This window comes from Chryseobacterium phocaeense (assembly GCF_900169075.1).
GTDB lineage: Bacteria > Bacteroidota > Bacteroidia > Flavobacteriales > Weeksellaceae > Chryseobacterium > Chryseobacterium phocaeense.
Map to the genome: position 1 here is coordinate 2,986,933 of NZ_LT827015.1, position 21,081 is coordinate 3,008,013.

33 protein-coding genes and 1 other RNA gene are annotated in these 21,081 nt (G+C 40.5%); 25 read left to right on the plus strand and 9 right to left on the minus strand.

All coding sequences use genetic code 11. From position 1 onward, the window contains the following. The first annotated feature begins 108 nt into the window (after positions 1-108). Positions 109-999, plus strand: a complete 891-nt coding sequence (locus tag B7E04_RS20260; RefSeq protein WP_080780342.1) for a DUF72 domain-containing protein — start codon at positions 109-111, stop codon at positions 997-999. A 139-nt stretch (positions 1,000-1,138) separates the two neighbouring features. Further along, positions 1,139-1,369: a hypothetical protein gene (locus B7E04_RS20265; protein WP_080780758.1), complete on the plus strand. Its 231-nt coding sequence runs from the start codon at positions 1,139-1,141 to the stop codon at positions 1,367-1,369. Between the two features lie 40 nt (positions 1,370-1,409). On the opposite strand, the gene B7E04_RS20270 is transcribed toward B7E04_RS20265, so the two are convergent. From B7E04_RS20270 to B7E04_RS20300, 7 genes are all read right to left on the minus strand, one after another. Continuing rightward, a complete protein-coding gene (locus tag B7E04_RS20270) occupies positions 1,410-1,946 on the minus strand; it encodes a hypothetical protein (RefSeq protein WP_165439501.1) in 537 nt (178 codons plus the stop codon). A 305-nt stretch (positions 1,947-2,251) separates the two neighbouring features. Beyond that, entirely contained in the window at positions 2,252-2,896 is a 645-nt protein-coding gene (locus B7E04_RS20275) for an HD domain-containing protein (RefSeq protein WP_080780344.1), read from the minus strand. Continuing rightward, positions 2,893-3,738: an alpha/beta hydrolase family protein gene (locus B7E04_RS20280; RefSeq protein ID WP_080780345.1), complete on the minus strand. Its 846-nt coding sequence runs from the start codon at positions 3,736-3,738 to the stop codon at positions 2,893-2,895. Before B7E04_RS20280 ends, B7E04_RS20275 begins: the two co-directional genes overlap by 4 nt. A 90-nt stretch (positions 3,739-3,828) precedes the next feature. Then, positions 3,829-4,719, minus strand: a complete 891-nt coding sequence (locus tag B7E04_RS20285; RefSeq protein ID WP_080780346.1) for a ribokinase — start codon at positions 4,717-4,719, stop codon at positions 3,829-3,831. Positions 4,720-4,785: 66 nt separating this feature from the next. Then, positions 4,786-5,421 (minus strand): DUF4241 domain-containing protein, encoded by a 636-nt coding sequence (locus B7E04_RS20290; RefSeq protein ID WP_080780347.1) that lies wholly within the window; start codon positions 5,419-5,421, stop codon positions 4,786-4,788. 11 nt (positions 5,422-5,432) lie between these two features. After that, positions 5,433-5,747, minus strand: a complete 315-nt coding sequence (locus tag B7E04_RS20295; protein WP_080780348.1) for a hypothetical protein — start codon at positions 5,745-5,747, stop codon at positions 5,433-5,435. Further along, a complete protein-coding gene (locus B7E04_RS20300) occupies positions 5,747-8,362 on the minus strand; it encodes a valine--tRNA ligase (protein WP_080780349.1) in 2,616 nt (871 codons plus the stop codon). Before B7E04_RS20300 ends, B7E04_RS20295 begins: the two co-directional genes overlap by 1 nt. Positions 8,363-8,490: 128 nt before the next feature. Between B7E04_RS20300 and B7E04_RS20305 the strand changes: the two genes are divergently transcribed. From B7E04_RS20305 to B7E04_RS20405, 21 genes are all read left to right on the plus strand, one after another. After that, positions 8,491-8,955: a DUF1573 domain-containing protein gene (locus B7E04_RS20305; RefSeq protein WP_080780350.1), complete on the plus strand. Its 465-nt coding sequence runs from the start codon at positions 8,491-8,493 to the stop codon at positions 8,953-8,955. A gap of 203 nt (positions 8,956-9,158) precedes the next feature. Next, complete coding sequence (locus tag B7E04_RS20310) at positions 9,159-10,028, plus strand: polyphosphate kinase 2 family protein (protein ID WP_080780351.1); 870 nt, start codon at positions 9,159-9,161, stop codon at positions 10,026-10,028. A gap of 153 nt (positions 10,029-10,181) precedes the next feature. Beyond that, on the plus strand, positions 10,182-10,559 hold the full coding sequence (locus tag B7E04_RS20315) for a hypothetical protein (RefSeq protein ID WP_080780352.1): 378 nt from the start codon (positions 10,182-10,184) through the stop codon (positions 10,557-10,559). Positions 10,560-10,562: 3 nt separating this feature from the next. After that, positions 10,563-11,111: a hypothetical protein gene (locus B7E04_RS20320; RefSeq protein WP_080780353.1), complete on the plus strand. Its 549-nt coding sequence runs from the start codon at positions 10,563-10,565 to the stop codon at positions 11,109-11,111. A gap of 12 nt (positions 11,112-11,123) precedes the next feature. Further along, on the plus strand, positions 11,124-11,654 hold the full coding sequence (locus tag B7E04_RS20325) for a hypothetical protein (protein WP_080780354.1): 531 nt from the start codon (positions 11,124-11,126) through the stop codon (positions 11,652-11,654). A 137-nt stretch (positions 11,655-11,791) separates the two neighbouring features. Then, positions 11,792-12,169, plus strand: a complete 378-nt coding sequence (locus B7E04_RS20330) for a hypothetical protein (protein WP_080780355.1) — start codon at positions 11,792-11,794, stop codon at positions 12,167-12,169. Between the two features lie 2 nt (positions 12,170-12,171). Beyond that, a complete protein-coding gene (locus B7E04_RS20335) occupies positions 12,172-12,675 on the plus strand; it encodes a hypothetical protein (RefSeq protein ID WP_080780356.1) in 504 nt (167 codons plus the stop codon). A gap of 52 nt (positions 12,676-12,727) precedes the next feature. Beyond that, positions 12,728-13,105 carry a hypothetical protein gene (locus B7E04_RS20340; protein WP_080780357.1) on the plus strand — a complete coding sequence of 126 codons (378 nt, stop codon included), beginning with the start codon at positions 12,728-12,730 and terminating at the stop codon, positions 13,103-13,105. Positions 13,106-13,131: 26 nt separating this feature from the next. After that, a complete protein-coding gene (locus B7E04_RS20345) occupies positions 13,132-13,677 on the plus strand; it encodes a hypothetical protein (protein ID WP_080780358.1) in 546 nt (181 codons plus the stop codon). A 42-nt stretch (positions 13,678-13,719) separates the two neighbouring features. Continuing rightward, complete coding sequence (locus B7E04_RS20350; RefSeq protein WP_080780359.1) at positions 13,720-14,097, plus strand: hypothetical protein; 378 nt, start codon at positions 13,720-13,722, stop codon at positions 14,095-14,097. 8 nt (positions 14,098-14,105) lie between these two features. Then, positions 14,106-14,672 carry a hypothetical protein gene (locus tag B7E04_RS20355; protein ID WP_080780360.1) on the plus strand — a complete coding sequence of 189 codons (567 nt, stop codon included), beginning with the start codon at positions 14,106-14,108 and terminating at the stop codon, positions 14,670-14,672. A gap of 12 nt (positions 14,673-14,684) precedes the next feature. After that, the gene (locus B7E04_RS20360) at positions 14,685-15,056 is read left to right on the plus strand and encodes a hypothetical protein (RefSeq protein ID WP_080780361.1); all 372 of its coding nucleotides are present in this window, start codon (positions 14,685-14,687) and stop codon (positions 15,054-15,056) included. Between the two features lie 12 nt (positions 15,057-15,068). Continuing rightward, positions 15,069-15,635 (plus strand): hypothetical protein, encoded by a 567-nt coding sequence (locus B7E04_RS20365; RefSeq protein WP_080780362.1) that lies wholly within the window; start codon positions 15,069-15,071, stop codon positions 15,633-15,635. Positions 15,636-15,647: 12 nt separating this feature from the next. Further along, positions 15,648-15,902, plus strand: coding sequence for a hypothetical protein (locus tag B7E04_RS20370; protein WP_080780363.1), 255 nt, complete (start codon positions 15,648-15,650; stop codon positions 15,900-15,902). Then, positions 15,857-16,177 carry a hypothetical protein gene (locus tag B7E04_RS20375; protein WP_139785460.1) on the plus strand — a complete coding sequence of 107 codons (321 nt, stop codon included), beginning with the start codon at positions 15,857-15,859 and terminating at the stop codon, positions 16,175-16,177. The genes B7E04_RS20370 and B7E04_RS20375 overlap by 46 nt, the downstream gene beginning before the upstream one ends. A 26-nt stretch (positions 16,178-16,203) precedes the next feature. Next, positions 16,204-16,761, plus strand: coding sequence for a hypothetical protein (locus B7E04_RS20380; protein WP_080780365.1), 558 nt, complete (start codon positions 16,204-16,206; stop codon positions 16,759-16,761). Positions 16,762-16,788: 27 nt separating this feature from the next. Next, a complete protein-coding gene (locus B7E04_RS20385) occupies positions 16,789-17,166 on the plus strand; it encodes a hypothetical protein (protein WP_080780366.1) in 378 nt (125 codons plus the stop codon). A gap of 3 nt (positions 17,167-17,169) precedes the next feature. Further along, complete coding sequence (locus tag B7E04_RS20390; RefSeq protein ID WP_080780367.1) at positions 17,170-17,721, plus strand: hypothetical protein; 552 nt, start codon at positions 17,170-17,172, stop codon at positions 17,719-17,721. 25 nt (positions 17,722-17,746) lie between these two features. After that, complete coding sequence (locus tag B7E04_RS20395) at positions 17,747-18,124, plus strand: hypothetical protein (RefSeq protein WP_080780368.1); 378 nt, start codon at positions 17,747-17,749, stop codon at positions 18,122-18,124. A 3-nt stretch (positions 18,125-18,127) separates the two neighbouring features. Next, the gene (locus B7E04_RS20400) at positions 18,128-18,682 is read left to right on the plus strand and encodes a hypothetical protein (RefSeq protein WP_080780369.1); all 555 of its coding nucleotides are present in this window, start codon (positions 18,128-18,130) and stop codon (positions 18,680-18,682) included. Further along, the gene (locus B7E04_RS20405; protein WP_062649463.1) at positions 18,679-19,236 is read left to right on the plus strand and encodes a hypothetical protein; all 558 of its coding nucleotides are present in this window, start codon (positions 18,679-18,681) and stop codon (positions 19,234-19,236) included. The genes B7E04_RS20400 and B7E04_RS20405 overlap by 4 nt, the downstream gene beginning before the upstream one ends. 57 nt (positions 19,237-19,293) lie before the next feature. Here B7E04_RS20405 and rnpB read toward each other — a convergent pair. Together rnpB and B7E04_RS22570 are read right to left on the minus strand one after the other, a co-directional pair. After that, an RNA gene (rnpB, locus tag B7E04_RS20410) (RNase P RNA component class A) lies at positions 19,294-19,617 on the minus strand. A gap of 56 nt (positions 19,618-19,673) precedes the next feature. Next, entirely contained in the window at positions 19,674-19,796 is a 123-nt protein-coding gene (locus tag B7E04_RS22570; protein WP_262484666.1) for a hypothetical protein, read from the minus strand. A 54-nt stretch (positions 19,797-19,850) separates the two neighbouring features. On the opposite strand from B7E04_RS22570, the gene B7E04_RS20415 reads away from it, so the two are divergent. Both B7E04_RS20415 and B7E04_RS20420 read left to right on the plus strand, forming a co-directional pair. Beyond that, entirely contained in the window at positions 19,851-20,342 is a 492-nt protein-coding gene (locus B7E04_RS20415) for an RNA polymerase sigma factor (RefSeq protein WP_080780370.1), read from the plus strand. Continuing rightward, a complete protein-coding gene (locus B7E04_RS20420; protein ID WP_080780371.1) occupies positions 20,335-21,009 on the plus strand; it encodes a beta-carotene 15,15'-monooxygenase in 675 nt (224 codons plus the stop codon). Before B7E04_RS20415 ends, B7E04_RS20420 begins: the two co-directional genes overlap by 8 nt. Positions 21,010-21,081: the final 72 nt, after the last annotated feature.

Consider the following 21,081-nt stretch of genomic DNA (forward strand, 5'->3'; position numbering starts at 1 on the left):
GCTGCAGTTATTCTTTAATTACAAAAACTTAGAACACAAAACCATAGAATCATCTATGGTTTTTGTTTTATATTTGTTCTACTCATTTAATCCCAAAAACTTTCAGATATGAAATTCGGACAAGTAGAAGACCCGTCAAAAATAGATTTTACGCTTCCTAAAGATCATTCCAGAACCAAAGAAATTTTAAATCAGAATACAAAAGGACTGGAAAATATTTCAATAGGCTGCGCAAAATGGAATAAAACCGACCTTAAAGGATTTTATCCCAAAGGAACAAAGGACGAACTGACCTATTACGCCAAACAATTTAATTCTATTGAGCTGAATGCTACTTTCTACGGAATGCCTACCCCGGAACAGGTGGAAGTATGGAAAGAAAAAACGCCCGACCATTTTAAATTCTTCCCAAAAATCACCAATACGGTTTCGCATTTCAGAAGGCTGATAGATGTAACTGAACCGGTAACGAGCTTTGCTTCTGCTGTAATGAACTTTGACCAGAAACTTGGGATGGCGTTTTTGCAGCTTCATGATAATTTCAAACCTAAAGATTATGACAGGCTGGAAAAATTTGTGAAAGACTGGCCAAAAGAAGTTCCCCTGGCCATTGAACTCAGAAATACCGAATGGTTTACAGATGAGGAAATATTCAATACAACCTGTGAACTTTTTGAAGCGCATAACATCACCAACATTATTGTAGACACAGCCGGAAGAAGGGATATGCTTCATATGCGGCTTACCACTCCCCATGCATTTGTCCGCTACGTAGGTGCCAATGCTGAAAGTGATTATGAAAGACTGGACGACTGGATGGAACGTCTGACAAAATGGAAAAAAGAAGGAGTACAAAATATTTATTTCTTCGTTCACCAGAACATTGAAAAAGCGTCTCCACTGCTTTCCGCTTATTTTATAAAAAAAATGAATGAGGAATGGAAAACGGATCTCCATGTCCCGCAAATGGCTACTGACAATAACGGAACCTTATTCTAAGCCTTGTAAAAAAAAGCTGCATTTTCTCATAAATCTTCCAAAAACCTTCTTAAAAAGTAGCTTTTATGGAAAATTATTAGTAATTTAGGGAATACTGCTATTCATCATATGAATGACAGTGCTTAAAATACAAGATGTCATGGAAAAAGAAATTTGCACAATAAGCATTGCAAGCAACTGGCTGGGCGATGAATATACATTTTACGAAGATCACAGAATAAAAAGGGTCTATGATAATCACAGCCTGAGTGCCAACCGCACAGAATGGCTGAAACCTCATGAGATCAGTAAACAAAATAAAGATAAGCTGATCAAAAGCTGTCCTGAAGAACTCAAGGAGCAGATAATGCATATCCTGGACTATCCTTAAATAAATAAGTAATGAGTAATGGGTAATAAGTAATTTCGTGTTACTCATTACCTGCTGCTGATTTACGTCTTTCTTTTCGAAGCAGCAGGGCAAGATTAAGAAAAATAAGCAGAAAATCAAGGCAGATCCAGATTCCCAGTTTTGAATTTTCGTAATTATAGGCATCTACGGTCTTTTTGGCAGTTCCGGAAAGTTTCACACTCTGGTTGATGTAGTTGTTAACTTCTACAATCTGGTCAATATTTTTGTTGGGAACTGCATGCTGGGAGAAATACACCATATTCTTTCCAAGATATCCTATGATCCAGTATTCCTCGGACTTATCCATTTTAAGGTATTCTATCCTGTAATATTCCGGACGGATTTTACCGATATGTTTTGGTTCCAGATTGCCGTCTTTTCCCGTATCCACTTTGATAAGGTAAAAATCAAGGGTCTGCGGAAGCTTATTCACCACCTGCAGTCCCACTGAATTATCGACAAAGCCTACCGCACTTTTTTTGATGAACCAGTACGTAAAAAAGGAGATAGAAAAGATCATGGTGACAATGCGAAACAGTTTCGCCCATTTTGCCATCCTTCCTGATTTTACTTTGAAGCAAACCAGAGAAAGAACACAAGCCCAGAAGATGACAAAAATGATAAATACCATACTGCAAAGATACTGATTTCACCCGAGTCCGGATGAAGCATTCTGTTTAATAATATTATTAGGAAGTTGGAAGAGGGAAGCCGGACGTTATTGAAGTCCAAAGACGGAACTTTACGATAGTATTATCAATTTTTCCAAATTGTGACATCAAATTTTAAGCTTGTTGTTTAATGTTAACGTCTGATAGAACTTCTAACTTCCCTCTTCCTGTCTCCAGCCTTAAGGTTTCGCTAATCAACATTCCATTCTTTGTAAAACTGATCAAGGAATCCCAGCATATAATCATGCCTTTCCTGGGCCAGCTCCTTTCCTTTAGCTGTATTCATCAGGTCTTTTAAAAGCAGGAGTTTTTCGTAGAAATGGTTAATAGTACTCCCGTTGGATTTTTTGTATTCATCTTTAGACATATTCAGGCTGGGCTGGGTTTCAGGATCATACATCGGGTTATTTTTAAAGCCTCCGAAATTGAATGTCCTTCCTATTCCAATAGCACCAATGGCATCTATACGGTCGGCATCCTGTACGATTTTAAGCTCAACCGGTAGTTCTGCAGGAGCTTCGCCTCTGTTTTTAAACGAAATATTTTTAATAATAAATAAAACTTTTTCTATAACTTCTTCGGAAATCTGCTGTTCTTCCAGAAATGCTCTGGCTATTTTTGGGGCGATGGTTTCGTCACCATTATGGAATTTCGGATCTGCAATGTCATGAAGCAGCGCGGAAAGCTCTACGACTTCCTGGTTACAGTCTTCTGTTGCCGCAATTTTTTTTGAAAGTTTCCATACCCTTTCAATATGATACCAGTCATGCCCTGCTTCAGCTCCTTCCAGTTTTTCTTTTACAAATGCTACGGTGTTTTCGATCGTATTTTTCATGTATCTTTCAGTTCGTTTAAAATAATGTTCCAGAGTTTTTTGTTATAGCTTCTAAAAAAATTGATATGACCGATCTCTTTTTTATCAGACTCGGAGGTCTTTACCAGTCTGTATGAAGGTTTAAGATTAGGATAGGTATTGTTTAAAAGGCTTAATACTCCTTTTTCAGTCAGCCATACATCATCTTCTGCCCGGATCACAAAGACTTTCTGTGTCAGATTTTTAGAATAGTCATCTATTTTTTCCAATAGCCTGTTGGTAGATTTCCTGTTTAAAATTAAGGTTCTCCAGTCATATGCGCAATTTTTTGGAAGAATTTCTCCCAAACCGAACCACTGAGCCGGGAAATACCCTAATAATCCGGTAGTTAGCGGCTGAACAATTCCAAAACCCAAATACGCTTCAATTTTTGTCCGGAACTTGAGGTTTCCTACAAACGCATTCTGTGTTCCCACGAAAATAAATTCATCAAAGATGTCAGAATCTTCGTTCATTCCAAGGATTAACGCGCCCACGGAGTGCCCAAGACAATACTTTTTATATTCCGGAAATTCTTTTTTGATGTATTGTGTTACTGTTTTATAGTCTTCAGAACCCCAAATCCTCATGGACGCCCTGAAACCTTTCATATTTTCAGGTTTCGATAGCCCGATTCCCCTATAATCATACGAAATAACCGTAAACCCATGTTCTGAAAAGAATTGGGCAAACGAGAAATACACATGCTGCTTCACTCCGGTTGCAGAATTGATCAGCAGCAGCTTTCCGTTACTGTTCTCCGGTCTGAAAAGATGAACCGCAAGAGGTACATGGTCTTTTGTAATGAGTTCCCGTTTTTCCATAAGATGAAAATAAAAAATCCACTATAAAAGTGGAGATTTTACTTATATTTTTATGTTAAGTTTCTGCTTTTCGATATGTGGCAAATAGCTTTAGGAAAAGAAATCGGACATTCTAGGAAGCCCTGTTTGTGATCCTTTTCCTCCGGAAACCCTTGAAGAAACTTCATTTCCGAATTTCACACAATCCTCGATAGAATTTCCATGGCAGAGCGCTATGGCAAATCCTGAAGTAAAGGCATCTCCCATCCCCATTTTGTAAACGGTTTCATCCTTATCATTTCTGTAATACTTCATTTCAGTTCCGTCAAAATAGATCGTAGAGTTGGTATCATCCCTTACAAACACTTTATTAAAGTATTTTTTAAGGATCTCCTCCCTTTGTTCTTCACCGAAAACCGTATGAAGCTCACTGCTTTTCGTCACGATAAAGTCTACATTATCAATAATTCCTTCATGTATTCTCATGGCTGGCGAAGCATAAAGCCCCACTTTTTTACCATATTTTTTGGCTTTTCTGATGGAGTATTCTACAACCTCCATCGCTACTTCAAGCTGAACAAGGATCAGGTCCACACTATGAAAATAGCGGTCTGCGTCTTCCACATGCTGTATGCTCAGCCTTTTATTAGCGGCAGGAACCACCACAATAGCGGCATTTCCATGACTCGTTGTTACATAAGCTGTTCCGGTAGACTCTGCATCAGTTTCGTGGACGAAGCCTACATTCACCCCTTCCCCTACCAGATTTCTCATGATCTGCTGCCCAAGAGGATCCATCCCCACACATCCGATAAAATAAACACTGGCCCCCAGTCTTGCGGTTCCTACCGCCTGATTGGCTCCTTTGCCTCCGAAATAGCTGTCTGAATTGACGGCCAAAACCGTTTCATTGGATTGGGGAATTTTTTCGGTTTCTAAGACAAGATCTATTGAGGAGCTGCCTACTACTATTATTTTGGGTTGTTCTGATGAGAAATTCATTGGTGTTTTATGTTGGTCTAATATAATACATTTAAGGAAACCTGATCCCAAAAATAAATAATTTAATTAACTTATCTCAATAAATTCTGTAATTATCTTCACCGGCTTGTGATCTTTGTCATACGCGATGTAGCTGGCGTAAAAACCTTCCCCGTAACCGGTCTCAAAAGCGAAGATAGTGCCCGGATGATTATCAGCCGGCTTTAGAAAAGCATATTGATCTATGGCTCCTTTTTCATCAAAGAAATAGTCGTGGAAAAATTCTTCATAGATTCCCATGAAATCTGCACCTTTGCTGTGGTACAGTCTTTTTTCCAGCTCGTTCAGGCTGTTTTGGGTGTCTACATCCATTAGGCATCCCATTCCGCTTTCCACCGGATATCCGAATACTTCTTCTTCGGCAAGATCTTTCACATCCTGACCTTCCGTAACGGCCATTTTCCACTCTGAAACCGCATGGTTACTGAAAATAACCTCTGCATAGGCTACACAGTTGCTTTCTCTTTCCTTATGCAGCAAAACAGAAAAATTCCCTTTCGGAAATTCTGTAGAAAACGGAAGCATATCATTGGTGATCAAAGGATCACAGGCGACCAGCTTTCCACTTGAAAGGTAGAGTTTCCCAACTTCGAAGCTTTCCAGTAATGGGCTTTCCACGAAGTTTTTTGAGAATAGTTTTTTTATATTTTCCAGGTGTGTCATCTTAATTTTAATTAGTCCTCACCACTCAATGTGATGTATACATTTTCATTCCCTACATTTTGACAAAATAGAATATCGTTCATTTCATCTTCCGGGCTTTCAATAATCAAAAGCTGATAGATTTTAGGGTCATTAGCCATTTCAATATTTTCTGTGGAAGTAATTTTAACAGATATTGCCAAACTTGAATTTAAAACAATATTTATATAATTATTTTCTTTCATACTTCCATCCAGCAGTTCTCCAATAAGATAAAACTCTTTTTTCCGCCTGATTGTAAAACTACTAATGACCCTAAAAGTCCCAACTTTATCTTTAAAGTTCATTACAAACTTTTCAGTTTCTCTTCTAAAATAGCAATTTTATCCTGCGCATCTTTCTGTTTTTTGCGTTCTGCATCTACCACCTCAGGCTTAGCATTGGCAACAAACTTTTCATTTGAAAGTTTCTTTTCTACAGAGATCAGGAATCCTTTTAAATAAGCTACTTCCTCTTCCGTTTTCTTTTTCTCTTCCGCTAAATCCAGGTTTTCGCTTAAAGGAATAGAAACTTCATTGGCTCCAACCAGGAAAGTAAAGCTTGGCTTATCAGTCTTTTCACCGAAATGAATTTCAGCAACATTGGCCAGCTTTCTGATCACGGCCTCATTGGCAAATGCTGAAGCACCGGTGTACACTTCCACCGCTTCTCTTGGAGAAATTCCTTTGGTCTGGCGGTAGTTTCTGATTCCGGAAATAATCTCTTCCGCAGTTTCGAAGTTCTTAATGATGTCTTCATTAAATGCTTCCGCTTTTTTCTGCTGAGCCACAATTAATGCCTCTTCAATGCTTCTCTCAGAAATAGTCTGCCATAATTCTTCAGTTAAGAAAGGCATAAACGGATGAAGCAATTTCATTAATTCTTCAAAGAAATATATCGTCTTCTGATAAACTTCTTTTGAAATTCCTTCTCCATAATTTGGTTTGATGGCTTCCAGATACCAGCCGCAGAAATCGTCCCAGATTAATTTATAAATTAAATGCAGTGCATCTGAAATTCTGAACTTTTCAAACTGATCATTAATCTCGCCGATAGTTTTATTAAGCTTGTTTTCAAACCATTCAATAGTCTGTGTATCTGCAGCATTCGCCGGTTTGTCTTCATGATTCCACATATTAATCAATCGGAAAGCATTCCAGATTTTTGTTGCAAAATTCCTTCCCTGCAACATCAGGTCTTTATCAAAAAGCAAATCGTTTCCGGCAGCAGAACTTAACAAAATCCCAACCCGCACTCCATCCGCACCAAACTCGGAAATTAATTCAAGCGGATCCGGTGAGTTTCCTAAAGATTTTGACATCTTTCTTCTCTGACTGTCTCTTACAATCCCTGTGAAATAAACATTTTTGAACGGAACTTCCTTTTTATATTCCAATCCTGCCATGATCATTCTGGCTACCCAGAAGAAAATAATATCCGGCCCTGTTACCAGATCAGCCGTTGGGTAGTAATAATTGATATCCTTATTTTCAGAATCCAGAAGTCCATCGAATACAGACATTGGCCACAGCCATGACGAGAACCAGGTGTCAAGAGCATCATCATCCTGTTTAAGATCCGATATGGTAAGGCTCTGGTTTCCTGTTTTTTCTTTGGCCAGGTTTAAGGCTTCCTCGATATTTTTTGCAACTACAAAATCATTCTCTCCCTCACCGTAATAATAGGCAGGGATCTGCTGTCCCCACCATAGCTGGCGGGAAATATTCCAGTCACGGATGTTTTCCATCCAGTGCTTGTAGGTATTTTTGAATTTTTCAGGATAGAATTTGATCTCATCATCCATTACAACATCCAAAGCTGGCTTTGCAATTTCAGACATTTTTAAGAACCACTGAACCGAAACTTTAGGTTCGATAACCGCACCTGTTCTTTCGGATGTTCCTACTTTATTTACATAATCTTCTGCTTTCAGCAAAAGATCTTTTTCCTGTAATTCTTTTGCAATCTGCTTTCTTACCTCAAATCTGTTTTGTCCGGCATAGTGAAGTCCGTACTCATTCAGGTTTCCGTCATCATCTAAAGCATCGATCATTTTTAACTGATGCTTCTGCCCGATCTCATAGTCATTCGTATCGTGAGCAGGGGTAATTTTCAAGGCTCCGGTTCCGAATTCAATGTCCACATATTCATCTTCAATAATAGGAACTATCCTGTTAACGATTGGTACAATTACATTTTTACCTTTCAGATGGGCATATCTTTCGTCATTTGGATTAATACATACCGCGGTATCCCCGAAAATAGTTTCGGGACGTGTAGTAGCTACCGAAAGGAATTCTTCCGAACCTTCAATTTTATATTTCAGGAAATAGAGTTTTCCGTTCTGCTCTTTGAATATTACTTCCTCATCGGAAATATTGGTTTTCGCTTCCGGATCCCAGTTCACCATTCTGTAGCCTCTGTAGATCAATCCTTTGTTATAAAGGTCTACAAAGCTGATGATCACCTGCTCGGAAAGCTTGTCTTCCATGGTAAAGCGCGTTCTGTCCCAGTCACATGAGCAACCCAGCTTTTTCAGCTGTTCAAGAATAGTTCCTCCGTATTTGTGGGTCCAGTCCCAGGCGTGTTTTAAGAATTCTTCACGGGTAATATCTGATTTATTGACTCCTTCAGACTTCAGTTTAGCAACAACTTTGGCTTCAGTGGCAATTGAAGCGTGATCTGTTCCCGGAACCCAGCAGGCATTAAAGCCCTGCATTCTTGCACGGCGGACCAGAACATCCTGAATGGTATTGTTCAACATATGTCCCATGTGTAATATCCCCGTTACGTTGGGCGGAGGAATTACCACAGTATATGGAGGCTTATCATTCGGTTCTGAATGGAAGTATTTGTTCTCCATCCAGTAGCTGTACCACTTCTGTTCTGTTTCCTGTGGATTATACTTTTCTGAAATCTGCATAAATTCTATTTCTTTTGCTTACAACTTGCAAAAATAGGCTAAAGAAAAAAAATTTTAAGTATGAATTAAAATAATTTTTAACTTTGTTTCTCAAAATTTATCTAACAAACATATTAACATTCAAGAATATGAAAAAATTAATTGCAGGAATTGCATTATTTGGAACATTTGCACTGGCTTCTGCACAGACCATCACTTTTGACAAAACTACTTTTGATTACGGTACGATCAAGCCAAGTGCTGACGGTACAAGATTTTTCACAGTAACCAATACTGGTGACAAGCCTTTGATCCTTTCTAATGTAAAACCTTCTTGCGGATGTACAACTCCTGAGTTCAGCCAGGACCCGATCATGCCAGGAAAATCTGCTAAGATCAAAGTAGGATACAACACTACTCTTAACGGACCTTTCAACAAAATGATCGAGGTTTTCTCTAATGACCCAGCTAACAGCAGAAGCGTAATTTACATCAAAGGTAATGTAGATGCTAATGCTCCGGAACCAAAGCCGTTGACTGCTGAAGAACAGAAAGCAGCAGCTAAAGCTGAAAAGAAAGCCGCTAAACTTGCTAAAAAAGCAGCCGCGAAGTAATCTCTACTTTAAAAATAAAAGAACCGTCTTCATTTGGAGGCGGTTTTTTTATTACATTTAAATAAGATATTAGAAATTAGAGGTTAGAAGTTAGATATTAGATTCAGATTTAGAAGTTAATGCAGACTTTCCCTTAATTTTTTAATTTCTGAATCTCTCAATTTTTTAATTTTAAATTCTTCAATCATTAAATATAAAAAAACATGGACACCAATTTCTCAGATGATTTCCTGATCAAAGGAAAATTTTCAATCAAAAAAGTATCAACCGAATATAAAGGAAAACTGACCAAAGAAGAAGGCGGGCAGTTGCTGGTGATGGAGAAAGAAAAACTCCGTGAACTACAGGAAAAGCTTTACGCAGACGGCAGCAAATCCCTGCTTGTGATTCTCCAGGCTATGGATGCTGCAGGAAAGGACAGCCTGATAGAGCATGTTTTCGGAGGGGTAAATCCGCAGGGCTGTAATGTGACCAGCTTTAAAACACCCAGCTCCAGAGAATATTCCCATGATTTCCTGTGGAGGCATTATCTGGCTCTTCCCCAAAAAGGAATGATCGGGATTTTTAACAGGTCCCATTATGAAAGCGTTCTGGTGTGCAAAGTCCACCCTGAATATAACCTCAGCGAAAAAACATGGTCTTCTGTAGAGGATTTTGATGCTGAATTCTGGGAAAATCGATACGAAAGCATCAGGAATTTTGAAAAACATCTGGCACAGAACGGAACCACCATTGTGAAAATATTTCTCAATGTCTCAAAGGACGAGCAAAAGAAAAGATTACTGGACCGGATCAACGAGCAGGAGAAAAACTGGAAATTTTCAACCGGAGATCTTCCTGAGCGGGCATTATTCCCACAATATATGGAAGCGTACGAAACTGCCATCAATGAAACTTCAAAGGATCACGCTCCGTGGTACGTACTTCCGGCAGACAATAAATGGTTTGCAAGAGTAGCCGCTATACAGATCATTATTGATACGCTTGAAAAGATGGATCTGAAATACCCACAACTGAGTGAAAAAGAGAGATCCGGGCTGGCAGAAGCTAAGAAAACACTTGAAAGTGAATAAATTTAAACGGTAAAATATTACACAATAGCTAAGTATAGATAAATAAATTTAACTTAAAAGACACCAAAATGTGAATAATTTATTGTTCATATCATTTTTTTTTATACATTTATCAAAAATTAATTGAGAACTACCAATCATTAAACTTTAGCTATGAAAAAACATTTATTATTATCAGCATTCGCTATAATAAGTACTATTTCCTGCAACAGTGAAGGAACAGCCGTAAATACCGTACAAAGTATGAAAACTCCGCAAATGGAGAATTTCGACAAGGCTTTCAAAAGTCTGGGTGATCCGCAGAACAGACCTACTGAGGAAGAAAAAAAGAGAAATACCTCTGAACTGAGTGACCGAAGAAAGGCACTTCTGGTTCCTGCATCTAAAGAACTGATCCTTTCTTCCGGCGTTACAGAAGCTGAACTCACCAGAAAAACCGGTGGTGACATGAGCCAGATCATTGTCTGGGCAACCCAGATTTACATGCAAAAGAGCGACGAGATCCGTAAAAACTTAAAGTCTGATCAATAAATCATGAAAAAGTTTTTACTGCTTCTCGGCATATGCTCCGTTTCTACGGCGTATGCCCAGGGAGGAACGCTGATTATTCAGAATTTCACCACGAACTATGATTTCCACGGATCTCTTTATGCCAACAATAATGTAGGTGGTGGATGTTACCCGATGGTTATTTCAAAAGTTCCCGACGAGATCATCGTGCCTGCGGGCGCTGCTGCCAAGTATGAAAATTACAGAGACCAGTTCTCTACCTCCGGTTATCCGGTTTCTACCTGGAACGTTTATCTGGCAGCAGGCTCTGCCGCTTCACCAAGACCGTGGAGCCATCCCAGTTTAATCCCAGGCGGCGTTATTTCCAATAACACCAGATGGTCTATGTCCAAATATCAGATGTATCATGCCGGAACTTCTGTGCCGGAGACTTACTTCAACGGAGATATCGGAGAAACAGCTCTGCCATGCAATACAGCCCCTGATTTTGTAGACTCCCCACCTTACGGAAGCGCCAAATGGTTTACCATCACTTCCGGTACAGACGTCTATACTTATCTTGTTATCCAATAAACTTATATTACTATGAAAAAGATCTCATTACTTGTATCTGTCCTGGCAGGAGTACTCTCTTTTGCCCAGACATCCCCTTTGATTATACAAAACTATAATACTTTTGATGCCGTAGGAAGGCTGCGCACGGGTACGCCGGGAGGTGTTCCGGGACCTTATATGTTTGCAGCTCCCAACGCTCCCTACGGTACTTACACAGTTCCTGCGGGCGCTATGACCCAATACAATACGTTCAGTACTTCGGGTACAGCGGCGCTTCCCATCACGATATGGTATGTGACAGACCCTACGAACCCAGCCAATAACGGAGGCTATCCTTACAATGATCCTTTCATTTCGTCGGTAATGAACTCTTCCAATGTATGGGGTGGATTTCATTTCTGGCTGACAGATCCTTCCAGTGGGGTAACAGATACATATCAATTGGGAGACCCTACGATATATTCTGGGTTTACCACTACAGGAACGGGAACTTTTTCAAGTGCTGACTGGTTCACCATCACCACACCAAGCGGCCCAACCACTTACCTGCAGATTTTTTAAGAAGTAACGGCAGCTGTTCTGCAGCTGCCTGTTTTATTGTACTTCATGAATACGGAAAGCAACCATTTTGCTTTTCCAGGATTTGTGATGCCTGAATGTAAAATTTTATTTAAACCTAATTCCAACATAATTTACTCATGAAAAAACTGATTTTATCGGCTGTAATCGCCGTGGTAACGCTTGTATCGTGCAACAATGAGAATGCTGCCACCCATACCGTGGAAAGTATGAAAACCCCTCAAATGGAAAATTTTGACAAGGCTTTCAAAAGTCTGGGAGATCCACAGAACAGACCTACCGAAGAGGAAAGAAAAAGAAACACTTCAGAACTAAGTGACCGAAGAAAGGCGCTCCTTGTTCCTGCTTCCAAAGAACTCATCCTTTCTACAGGCGTAACCGAAGCTGAGCTGACCAGAAAAACTGGTGGTGATATGAGCCAGATCATCGTTTGGGCTACCCAGATCTATATGCAAAAGAGTGATGAAATCCGCAGAAATATTAAATCTGACCAATAGATATGAAAAAGTTTTTAACTATTATCGGACTTTTGTTTATTTCATCTGCATTCGCGCAGGGAGGACCTCTTGTCATCAACAATTTTACGGCTTATGATTTTCATACCAGAATAACCGCAGCCAATCTTGCTACACCAGGCTGCTATTTTTATGTAACCCTGGAAAATCCTGAGCTCGTCATTCCGGGCAATACCAATGCAAGCTACAATAGCTACAATATTCCGGGGACTTTCTGGAAAGTATCGTTATCCCCTACCAATGCAACTACCAGAGCCGGAAGTCATGCAAGTCTTGCTTTGAACGGCGTAATTTCCGTGAATACAAAATGGGTGGTTTCTGAGTTCCAGTTTCATCAGTCGGGAACACCTATGTCCTCCGGAGCTGTAGGAGATACCTCTTACACATGTAATCCTGTCCCGAATACTTATTTCGCTCCGGAAGCTACTGTAGAATGGTTTACCATCACCAGCGGAGGAACCTCCTATACTTATCTGCAGGTTCTGTAATGACCATATATAATTCAATTTTAAAATTTAAAACTAACATCCAATTCCTATTATGAAAAAACTTTTTTTATCGGCCGCTTTTGCTGCTTTAACCCTGATTTCATGTAATAATGAAAGTTCTGCCGTGAATACGGTGGAAAGTATGAAAACGCCTCAGATGGAAAACTTTGACAAGGCATTTAAAAGTCTTGGCGATCCACAAAACAGGCCAACTGAAGAGGAAAGAAAAAGAAATACTTCCGAACTGAGTGACCGAAGAAAAGCACTGCTGGTTCCTGCTTCTAAAGAGCTGATCCTTTCCACTGGTGTAACTGAAGCTGAACTGACCAGAAAAACCGGCGGAGACATGAGCCAGATCATCGTATGGGCCACCCAGATCTATATGCAGAAAAGCGACGAGATCCGTAAAAATATTAAGTCAGATAAATAAACACTAAACATTAAATCCATTATGCTATGAAAAAATTAACTGTTATTCTCGGGATAATAGCCGGAACCGCTATTTCCGCTCAATCTTCCTCACTGGTTATCAACAACTACAGCGCTTATGATGCAGAGGGCAGATTTATGACCGTGGGGTCAATGGGCCTGGGATCATCCCAGCCGTATATGTATGCTCTTCCTAATCCTCCTTACTCCGTATATACCATTCCTGCGGGAGGCTTTACCAAGTATGATAAATTTGACAATACAGGAATTCCAAATCCTATTCCGATTCCGGGATGGAATTATATTGATCCTTTAAACAGCGCCAATAACGGAAATTATCCCTACAATCATCCTATGATTACGGCAGTGACCGCTATTGATGAGTGGATGGGATTTGCCTTCAGACTTACCGATTCTACAGGATACACGTATGATACTTTTGAGGTTGGGGATCCGATTCTCTCCGGCGGCTTCTTAAGTTCTACCCAAACCGGTCCCAATACTCTGGTGACTGCAGACTGGTTCACCATCACCACACCGGGAGGACAGGTGACTTATTTCCAGATTTACTAAATCTTCAAATCCATTTAAAATTTAACACTATACGATTTAATTATGAAAAAACATGTATTACTAACCGCTTTTGCCATTCTAAGTCTGGTTTCATGCAGCAACGAAAATGCCGCAGTCAATACGGTGGAAAGTATGAAAACCCCACAGATGGAAAATTTCGATAAAGCGTTTAAAAGTCTTGGTGATCCGCAAAACAGGCCTACGGAAGAGGAAAGAAAAAGGAACACTTCCGAGCTGAGCGACAGAAGAAAAGCACTTCTGGTTCCTGCTTCTAAAGAATTGATCCTTTCTACCGGCGTTACCGAAGCTGAACTGACCAGAAAAACCGGCGGAGATATGAGCCAGATCATTGTCTGGGCTACGCAGATCTACATGCATAAAAGCGATGAGATCCGTAAAAACATTAAATCCGATAAATAATTACTGCTATGAAAAAAATACTATCCCTGCTGGGACTGGCCGCTTTTTCTTTTGGGTTTTCCCAGGGAGGAACGCTTATCGTGAACAATTATACCCCTTATGATTATTACGGAGCACTCATCGCCAATAATTTTGCGGGAGGATGCTACCCCATTGTTACTCCAACAACTCCGGGCAGTATGGTTACTGTTCCTGCCAATTCCAATATGGGGACCGGCACTGAGCTGAGGTATGACAATTACAGGGATCAGTTTACTTCATCACTATATCCGGTAACGCAATGGCAGGTCATGCTTTCTGCTACCAACGGACAGCCAAGATTGTGGAGCCACCCTGCTATAATGCCCGGTTCAGTGGTCGCCAATAATACAAAATGGGGATCTACCAAGTTTGAAATGCGTATTGCAGGGACCACGACCAATGCTCCCGATAATTTTCACGCCAATTTAAGTGTGATTGGAAATCCATGTAATACTGCTCCTGACTTTTTTAGTACGCCTTCGGGAAGTAACAGCGCCGAAATGTTCTCCCTGACCAGTGGAGGAATTGTATATACCTATATTCAACTTTATTAATCCTGCTTCATTATGAAAAAATATTTTTTATCGGCTGCCATAGCTGTTTTAACATTAGCATCATGCAACAATGAAGGTTCTGCCGTGAATACGGTGGAAAGCATGAAGACTCCACAGATGGAGAATTTCGACAAAGCTTTTAAAAGTCTTGGTGATCCCCAGAACAGACCTACCGAAGAGGAGAAAAAGAGAAATACTTCTGAACTGAGTGACAGGAGAAAAGCCCTTCTGGTTCCTGCTTCCAAAGAGCTGATCCTTTCCACAGGCGTAACTGAAGCTGAACTGACCAGAAAGACAGGTGGTGATATGAGCCAGATCATCGTGTGGGCCACGCAGATCTATATGCAGAAAAGTGAAGAAATCCGTAAAAACATTAAATCTTAAAATATAATCAACATGAAAAAAGTATTAACATTACTGGGCCTTGCAGCCTTTTGCTTCGGATATTCCCAGGGAGGAACCCTTATTCTGAATAACTATTCCCAATATGATTTTTCAGGATTTATTATTGCCAACAATATGGCGGGAGGATGCTATCCGTATATAAGCTCCAACAATCCGGAAATGGTAAAGGTCCCTGCCAATTCCCACCAGGGCAACGGACTGGAGCTGAAATATACCAATTACAGGGATCAATATACTTCTTCTTTGTATCCGATGACCCAGTGGCACGTCAGTACATCCTCTGCTCCCGGCATAACAAGATTGTGGAATCATCCTTCTATGATGCCGGGCGGAGTTTTTTCAAACAATACCAAATGGGCTACTACAAAATTTGTGATGTATTATCCGGGAACGACCAATCTTGCTCCTGATAATTTCAATGGCGCCATCACACTTGCAGGGAATTCCAACTGCTACACTGCCTCTGACAATATGATGAGCTCTACCGGAAACAACAGCGCAGAAATTTTCACGCTGAGCAGCGGAGGAACTGTTTTCACGTACATCCAACTCTACTAATATGATTTAATTATGAAAAAAATCTTAGCGATACTGGGAACAGCAGGGGCGTCTTTGGTATATTCACAGGGGACCATCATTGTGAATAATTATTCGAAATTTGATTATTACGGATTTTTAATAGCAACCAATTCTACCTCCGGCTGCTACCCCCGTGTAGGAAATGACGGCGCAATTGTGGTTCCTGCAGAATCTCGCTTGAACTTGTATACAAGGACTATATGGGCCAATTCTCTTCTTCCCTGTATCCTACTGCGAACTGGGTAGTCACACTAAACCCTACATCATCTTCAATCATGGCGTGGAATAATGTGAACCTTTCACCGGGCGGCACCATTGCAACCACCACAAAATGGTATGCCACGAAGTTTGATATGATGGACGCAGGAACAACAAATTCAAACACTGAAAATTTCCGGGTCAATATGAATATCGCCAACGCCTGTGGTACCGGTATCAATGACTATTTCGTTACTCCTTCAGGAAACAACAGTGCGGAAATGTTTACTATTTCCGGCATTATATACCTGCAGCTTTACTAATCTTCAATCACTTTAATACTAAAAACATGAAAAAAATACTAACTATCATTTCACTCGCATTATTTTCATCAGCATTCTCCCAGAGCAGCCTGATGATTGTCAATAATTATTCCACAACGTTTGATTTTAAGGGAAATATAAGCGCCCATAATTTTGCAGGCGGCTGTACTCCCTTTGTAACCTCCAGCACACCCACAGCTATTACTGTGCCTGCCGACTCACATACAGGGAACGGGCACGAGCTCGCTTATAAGAATTTCAGAGATCAGTTTACAGGATCACTGTATCCTACAACCAACTGGACCGTGCAGCTGAGCCCGACTGTTTCTCAGATCCGGGCCTGGAATCATGTAAGCATAGCACCCGGCGGTGTGATCTCGTCCAATGTGAAGTGGGCATCCTCTCAGTTTCAGATGTATTATACGGGAACCTCCACACCGGAACCGTCTTTCAGCGGTCTGATTGGCGAACCTGCTGATCCGTGCACGGGTGCCAATTCCTATATTTCCACATCCTACGGAGATGCCGAATGGTTTAATATCACCACAGGGAATGTGGATTATTCTTATTTGCAAATTTATTAGTCAAATCCAACCTAAATTAAATTAATCATGAAAAAACTAATTATACCGACATTATTTGCTGCTTTAACTTTAGTATCCTGTAACAACGAGAGTGCTGCTGTGAACACAGTGGAAAGTATGAAAACCCCTCAAATGGAAAACTTTGACAAGGCATTCAAAAGTCTTGGAGACCCGCAGAACAGACCTACTGAAGAAGAAAGAAAAAGAAATACTTCTGAACTGAGCGACAGAAGAAAAACGCTTCTGGTTCCTGCTTCCAAAGAACTGATCCTTTCCACAGGCGTTACTGAAGCTGAACTGACCAGAAAAACAGGCGGCGATATGAGTCAGATCATTGTTTGGGCTACCCAGATCTATATGCAAAAAAGTGACGAAATCCGTAAGAACATAAAATCTGACAAGTAAGGTATGAAAAAGATTCTGTCACTACTAGGTTTTGCAGCCTCCATAGCTGCTTATGCACAGGGAGTTCTTGTGATCAACAATTATACACCCTATGATTTCAGAGGCGATGTGATTGCACACAATATGTTTGCGCCCTGCTACCCAAGGGTTGTAAACAATGTTCCTATTATAGTTCCCGCCAATTCCAATACGGGAACGGGAACTCAACTTCAGTATGATAATTTCAGAGACCAGTTTACTTCTTCTCTGTATCCGATGGCTGCATGGAGTGTTGCAACATCGCCAAACTCAACCAATGTAAGACCTTGGGATCATCCTGCTTTGGTGCCGGGAGGCACATTTGCAAACAATACCAAATGGGGGATCACTAAATTCGGGATGGTATACGCAGGAACCAGTACCGGCGTAGTTGGTTTTGGCGGTAATATAGCGATAGCAGGAAACCCATGTTATACATATCCTGATTATTACACCACTTCAAGCGGACTGAACAGCGGGGAGATGTTCAGCATCACCAGCGGAGGTACTGTAACGACCTATATTCAGCTTTATTAATCAGGAAAATTAAATCTAATTACTTATGAAAAATCTTTTTTTAACGGCAGCTTTTGCCTCTCTGACCCTGATTTCATGTAACAATGAAGGAAGTGCTGTCAATACTGTGGAAAGTATGAAAACCCCTCAGATGGAAAATTTTGATAAAGCTTTCAAAAGTTTGGGAGATCCGCAAAACCGGCCTACTGAAGAGGAAAGAAAGAGAAATAGTTCTGAACTGAGTGACAGAAGGAAAGCGCTTCTGGTTCCTGCTTCCAAAGAGCTTATTCTTTCTTCGGGGGTGACTGAAGCCGAACTGACCAGAAAAACCGGTGGTGATATGAGCCAGATCATTGTTTGGGCTACCCAGATTTATATGCAGAAAAGCGATGAGATCCGTAAGAATATCAAATCTGAAAAATAAATCATGAAAAAGATCCTAACCGTATTGGGAATAACGGCAGCTTCGTTCGTTTATTCTCAGGGGATGTTTATGCTTAACAATTATTCCCCTCATGATTATTATGGAAACCTTATGGCCATGAATCTTAGCGGCTGTGTTCCTGCGGTCATCAATAATGACCCGGCTATCATTATAGTTCCAGCCAATTCACATATGGGAAACAGTCTTGCCTTGAAGATCGATAATTACAGAGACCAGTTCACCAATTCCCTCTATCCGATTACCAGCTGGCGTGTCACCCTTGGGCCATCACCTTCAACAGTAAGACTGTGGAACAATCCCAGCCTTATGCCGGGTGGGGTAATTGCCAACAATACCAAGTGGGTGACCTCTAAGTTTTCCATGTATTATGCAGGAACAGGTAACCAGGTGACCGGCTTCAACACCAACCTGGGAGATGCTACTCCGAATACATGTGTAACGAGTATTGACTATTTTTCTACCCCGAACGGTTCGGCAGAATGGTTTACCATTTCATCAGGTACAACAACAACAACTTATCTTCAAATTTACCCATGAAAAAAACAGCAGCTTTATTACTGGGCTTAGCAGGAATACTTTCTTCTGCACAGACGTCTTCCTTTGTATTTAATAACTACAATGTTTACGATGCAGTGGGGAGATTTATGACCTGCAGCCCTACTCCGGGAATGGTTAAGTATATGTACGCTTCCCCAAACGGAACTTATGGGACCTATACCATGCCGGCGGGGATTTCTTCCTCTTATTCATCTTTTGGAACTACGGGCCTTGCCCCATTCCCAATGAATGTGATGCAGTGGTATGTAACCGACCCGTCCAATACAGCAAATAACGCATCCTACCCTTACAACCATAATTTTATAACATCTACCATGTCTGCCATCAATGAATGGGCATCATTCCATTTTGTGCTTCGTGACAGTGCTGGAAATGGTATTGATTCTTATCTTGTAGGAGACCCGGCTGTTGCCATTAATGCAGGTGTTACAGCAAATGCCTACCAGATAGGGGCTAACAGCGGTATAGAAGCCGAGTGGTTTACCATTACCACAGCTTCCGGAAAGATTACGTATTTCAGTATTTATCCATAGAAAAAAGCGGAGATCAGTCTCCGCTTCTTTATTTTAAAGCTTTATGTGTCCATAAAAATCACGAGAAAATCTGTAAGCCGGATTTTGTGCTTCCGAAGAAGTGCCTGTTATTTATCTGCGTCTTACATTGCTGCAAAACTTGAGCTGATTACCCCTCGGCTTTCAGGACGAGCCGCCCCTATTTTCATTACTGAAAAGAACCGATATACTTATCATTGCACCGCAAAGAGTTTACCTGGTTTCACTACAGCCGAACTGTACCTGCTTTCTGTTGCACTTGTCCTACCCTCACGGGTGACGGATGTTATCCGCTTTGCTGCTCTATGGTGTCCGGACTTTCCTACCCCTGCCGAAACAGGAATCAACAAGCCGATTTTCTCGCGGTGGCAAAGATACGTAAATTTTAGAGAGGCAAAATAGCGAAAGGGCAAAGAATGCTAAGGAAGATGAGAAGGCAAATAAGCTAATTTGTCCATTTGCTGTTTATCTTTCGCTGTTTTGCCTTTTTGCCCTTTCGCTATTTTGCCTTCTGCTTCCTCCGCTTTTTCACTATTTTCCATTATAATTCTTCACCAATTACCGCATTATTATTATCTTCGTGCCATTATATCACTATGAGTTCCAGAGAAAAAGAATTTGCGCAGCTTATTAAAGATAATCAGGGTCTGATTATTAAAGTTTCGCGTCTTTATACGAACGCTCTTGAAGATGAAGAAGATCTGTTTCAGGAGATTGTATTGCAACTTTGGAGAAGCTACGATTCCTTTAAAGGAAATTCTAAAATTTCTACGTGGATGTACCGTGTAGCCCTTAATACAGCCATTACTCTTTTCAGAAAAAAAAGCAAAAGCCTTCCTACGAATGAGCTGGATATCAACCACAGGGATTTTGTGGAAGATGATGATGAAAAGCAGCAGCAGATCTCGCTTCTGTACACGGTGATCAAAACTCTGCCCAATGTAGAAAGAGCCATAGTGATGATGTATCTTGACGACCTGCCTTATAAGGATATTGCAGAAAACCTCGGAATCACCGAAGTTAATGCCCGCGTGAAAATGAACAGACTAAAGAAAACCCTTAAAGAACAGATGGAAAAATATGCCTGATTTTGATTTAGACAGCTTTAAGAAAACATGGCAGGAACAGCCTGTTCAACCGAAATACGACAGCACTGAAATTCTCCAGATGCTAAACAGAAAGTCACGTAATTATGTGAAGTATATTTTCTGGATCAGTGTGGTGGAATTTTTGTTTTTTTCCGTTTTGGGATTATTTTATTTCTTTCAGGATGATGAATCCGACAGCTTCCGTAAAATACTGGAAAAACTGGGTGCCCAGAAAACCCCTGAGATTGAAACCAATTTTGACCATGCCTACCTGGCCATAAAAATAGTAAGCCTGCTGATTACCGCCTATTTCGTCCTTAAATTTTATCAGAATTACCGTAAAATAAAGATCGAGGAAAACCTTAAAGGCCTTATCACCAGAATTATCAAATTCAAGAAGACTGTCAATGCTTTTATTCTCATCAGTATTGCGTTGCTGGTAGCTTTTATGTTTGTATTTACAGCATTCATTTTCTATGTATTGAATTCACAGAATATACAGCCTACCAATTCGAATCTCATCATCGTTATTATCGGAATTATTGTAAGCACCATATTGTGTGTGCTGCTGATCTGGCTTTACTACAGACTTGTGTACGGAATTATCATCAGCAAGCTGGACAAAAACCTGCAACAGCTCAGAGAGATTGATTCTCAGGAGAGTTAGGATAGTGAATGGTGATTTATGCTTCGCTGGTCACTGGTGAATTCTGATTATAAAATTCACTAGTGACAATTC

Coding starts and splice junctions, on each gene's coding strand:
- B7E04_RS20260 (WP_080780342.1), top strand. CDS start 109: ATGAAATTCGGACAAGTAGAAGACCCGTCAAAAATAGATTTTACGCTT.
- B7E04_RS20265 (WP_080780758.1), top strand. CDS start 1,139: ATGGAAAAAGAAATTTGCACAATAAGCATTGCAAGCAACTGGCTGGGC.
- B7E04_RS20270 (WP_165439501.1), bottom strand. CDS start 1,946: ATGGCAAAATGGGCGAAACTGTTTCGCATTGTCACCATGATCTTTTCT.
- B7E04_RS20275 (WP_080780344.1), bottom strand. CDS start 2,896: ATGAAAAATACGATCGAAAACACCGTAGCATTTGTAAAAGAAAAACTG.
- B7E04_RS20280 (WP_080780345.1), bottom strand. CDS start 3,738: ATGGAAAAACGGGAACTCATTACAAAAGACCATGTACCTCTTGCGGTT.
- B7E04_RS20285 (WP_080780346.1), bottom strand. CDS start 4,719: ATGAATTTCTCATCAGAACAACCCAAAATAATAGTAGTAGGCAGCTCC.
- B7E04_RS20290 (WP_080780347.1), bottom strand. CDS start 5,421: ATGACACACCTGGAAAATATAAAAAAACTATTCTCAAAAAACTTCGTG.
- B7E04_RS20295 (WP_080780348.1), bottom strand. CDS start 5,747: ATGAACTTTAAAGATAAAGTTGGGACTTTTAGGGTCATTAGTAGTTTT.
- B7E04_RS20300 (WP_080780349.1), bottom strand. CDS start 8,362: ATGCAGATTTCAGAAAAGTATAATCCACAGGAAACAGAACAGAAGTGG.
- B7E04_RS20305 (WP_080780350.1), top strand. CDS start 8,491: ATGAAAAAATTAATTGCAGGAATTGCATTATTTGGAACATTTGCACTG.
- B7E04_RS20310 (WP_080780351.1), top strand. CDS start 9,159: ATGGACACCAATTTCTCAGATGATTTCCTGATCAAAGGAAAATTTTCA.
- B7E04_RS20315 (WP_080780352.1), top strand. CDS start 10,182: ATGAAAAAACATTTATTATTATCAGCATTCGCTATAATAAGTACTATT.
- B7E04_RS20320 (WP_080780353.1), top strand. CDS start 10,563: ATGAAAAAGTTTTTACTGCTTCTCGGCATATGCTCCGTTTCTACGGCG.
- B7E04_RS20325 (WP_080780354.1), top strand. CDS start 11,124: ATGAAAAAGATCTCATTACTTGTATCTGTCCTGGCAGGAGTACTCTCT.
- B7E04_RS20330 (WP_080780355.1), top strand. CDS start 11,792: ATGAAAAAACTGATTTTATCGGCTGTAATCGCCGTGGTAACGCTTGTA.
- B7E04_RS20335 (WP_080780356.1), top strand. CDS start 12,172: ATGAAAAAGTTTTTAACTATTATCGGACTTTTGTTTATTTCATCTGCA.
- B7E04_RS20340 (WP_080780357.1), top strand. CDS start 12,728: ATGAAAAAACTTTTTTTATCGGCCGCTTTTGCTGCTTTAACCCTGATT.
- B7E04_RS20345 (WP_080780358.1), top strand. CDS start 13,132: ATGAAAAAATTAACTGTTATTCTCGGGATAATAGCCGGAACCGCTATT.
- B7E04_RS20350 (WP_080780359.1), top strand. CDS start 13,720: ATGAAAAAACATGTATTACTAACCGCTTTTGCCATTCTAAGTCTGGTT.
- B7E04_RS20355 (WP_080780360.1), top strand. CDS start 14,106: ATGAAAAAAATACTATCCCTGCTGGGACTGGCCGCTTTTTCTTTTGGG.
- B7E04_RS20360 (WP_080780361.1), top strand. CDS start 14,685: ATGAAAAAATATTTTTTATCGGCTGCCATAGCTGTTTTAACATTAGCA.
- B7E04_RS20365 (WP_080780362.1), top strand. CDS start 15,069: ATGAAAAAAGTATTAACATTACTGGGCCTTGCAGCCTTTTGCTTCGGA.
- B7E04_RS20370 (WP_080780363.1), top strand. CDS start 15,648: ATGAAAAAAATCTTAGCGATACTGGGAACAGCAGGGGCGTCTTTGGTA.
- B7E04_RS20375 (WP_139785460.1), top strand. CDS start 15,857: ATGGGCCAATTCTCTTCTTCCCTGTATCCTACTGCGAACTGGGTAGTC.
- B7E04_RS20380 (WP_080780365.1), top strand. CDS start 16,204: ATGAAAAAAATACTAACTATCATTTCACTCGCATTATTTTCATCAGCA.
- B7E04_RS20385 (WP_080780366.1), top strand. CDS start 16,789: ATGAAAAAACTAATTATACCGACATTATTTGCTGCTTTAACTTTAGTA.
- B7E04_RS20390 (WP_080780367.1), top strand. CDS start 17,170: ATGAAAAAGATTCTGTCACTACTAGGTTTTGCAGCCTCCATAGCTGCT.
- B7E04_RS20395 (WP_080780368.1), top strand. CDS start 17,747: ATGAAAAATCTTTTTTTAACGGCAGCTTTTGCCTCTCTGACCCTGATT.
- B7E04_RS20400 (WP_080780369.1), top strand. CDS start 18,128: ATGAAAAAGATCCTAACCGTATTGGGAATAACGGCAGCTTCGTTCGTT.
- B7E04_RS20405 (WP_062649463.1), top strand. CDS start 18,679: ATGAAAAAAACAGCAGCTTTATTACTGGGCTTAGCAGGAATACTTTCT.
- B7E04_RS22570 (WP_262484666.1), bottom strand. CDS start 19,796: ATGGAAAATAGTGAAAAAGCGGAGGAAGCAGAAGGCAAAATAGCGAAA.
- B7E04_RS20415 (WP_080780370.1), top strand. CDS start 19,851: ATGAGTTCCAGAGAAAAAGAATTTGCGCAGCTTATTAAAGATAATCAG.
- B7E04_RS20420 (WP_080780371.1), top strand. CDS start 20,335: ATGCCTGATTTTGATTTAGACAGCTTTAAGAAAACATGGCAGGAACAG.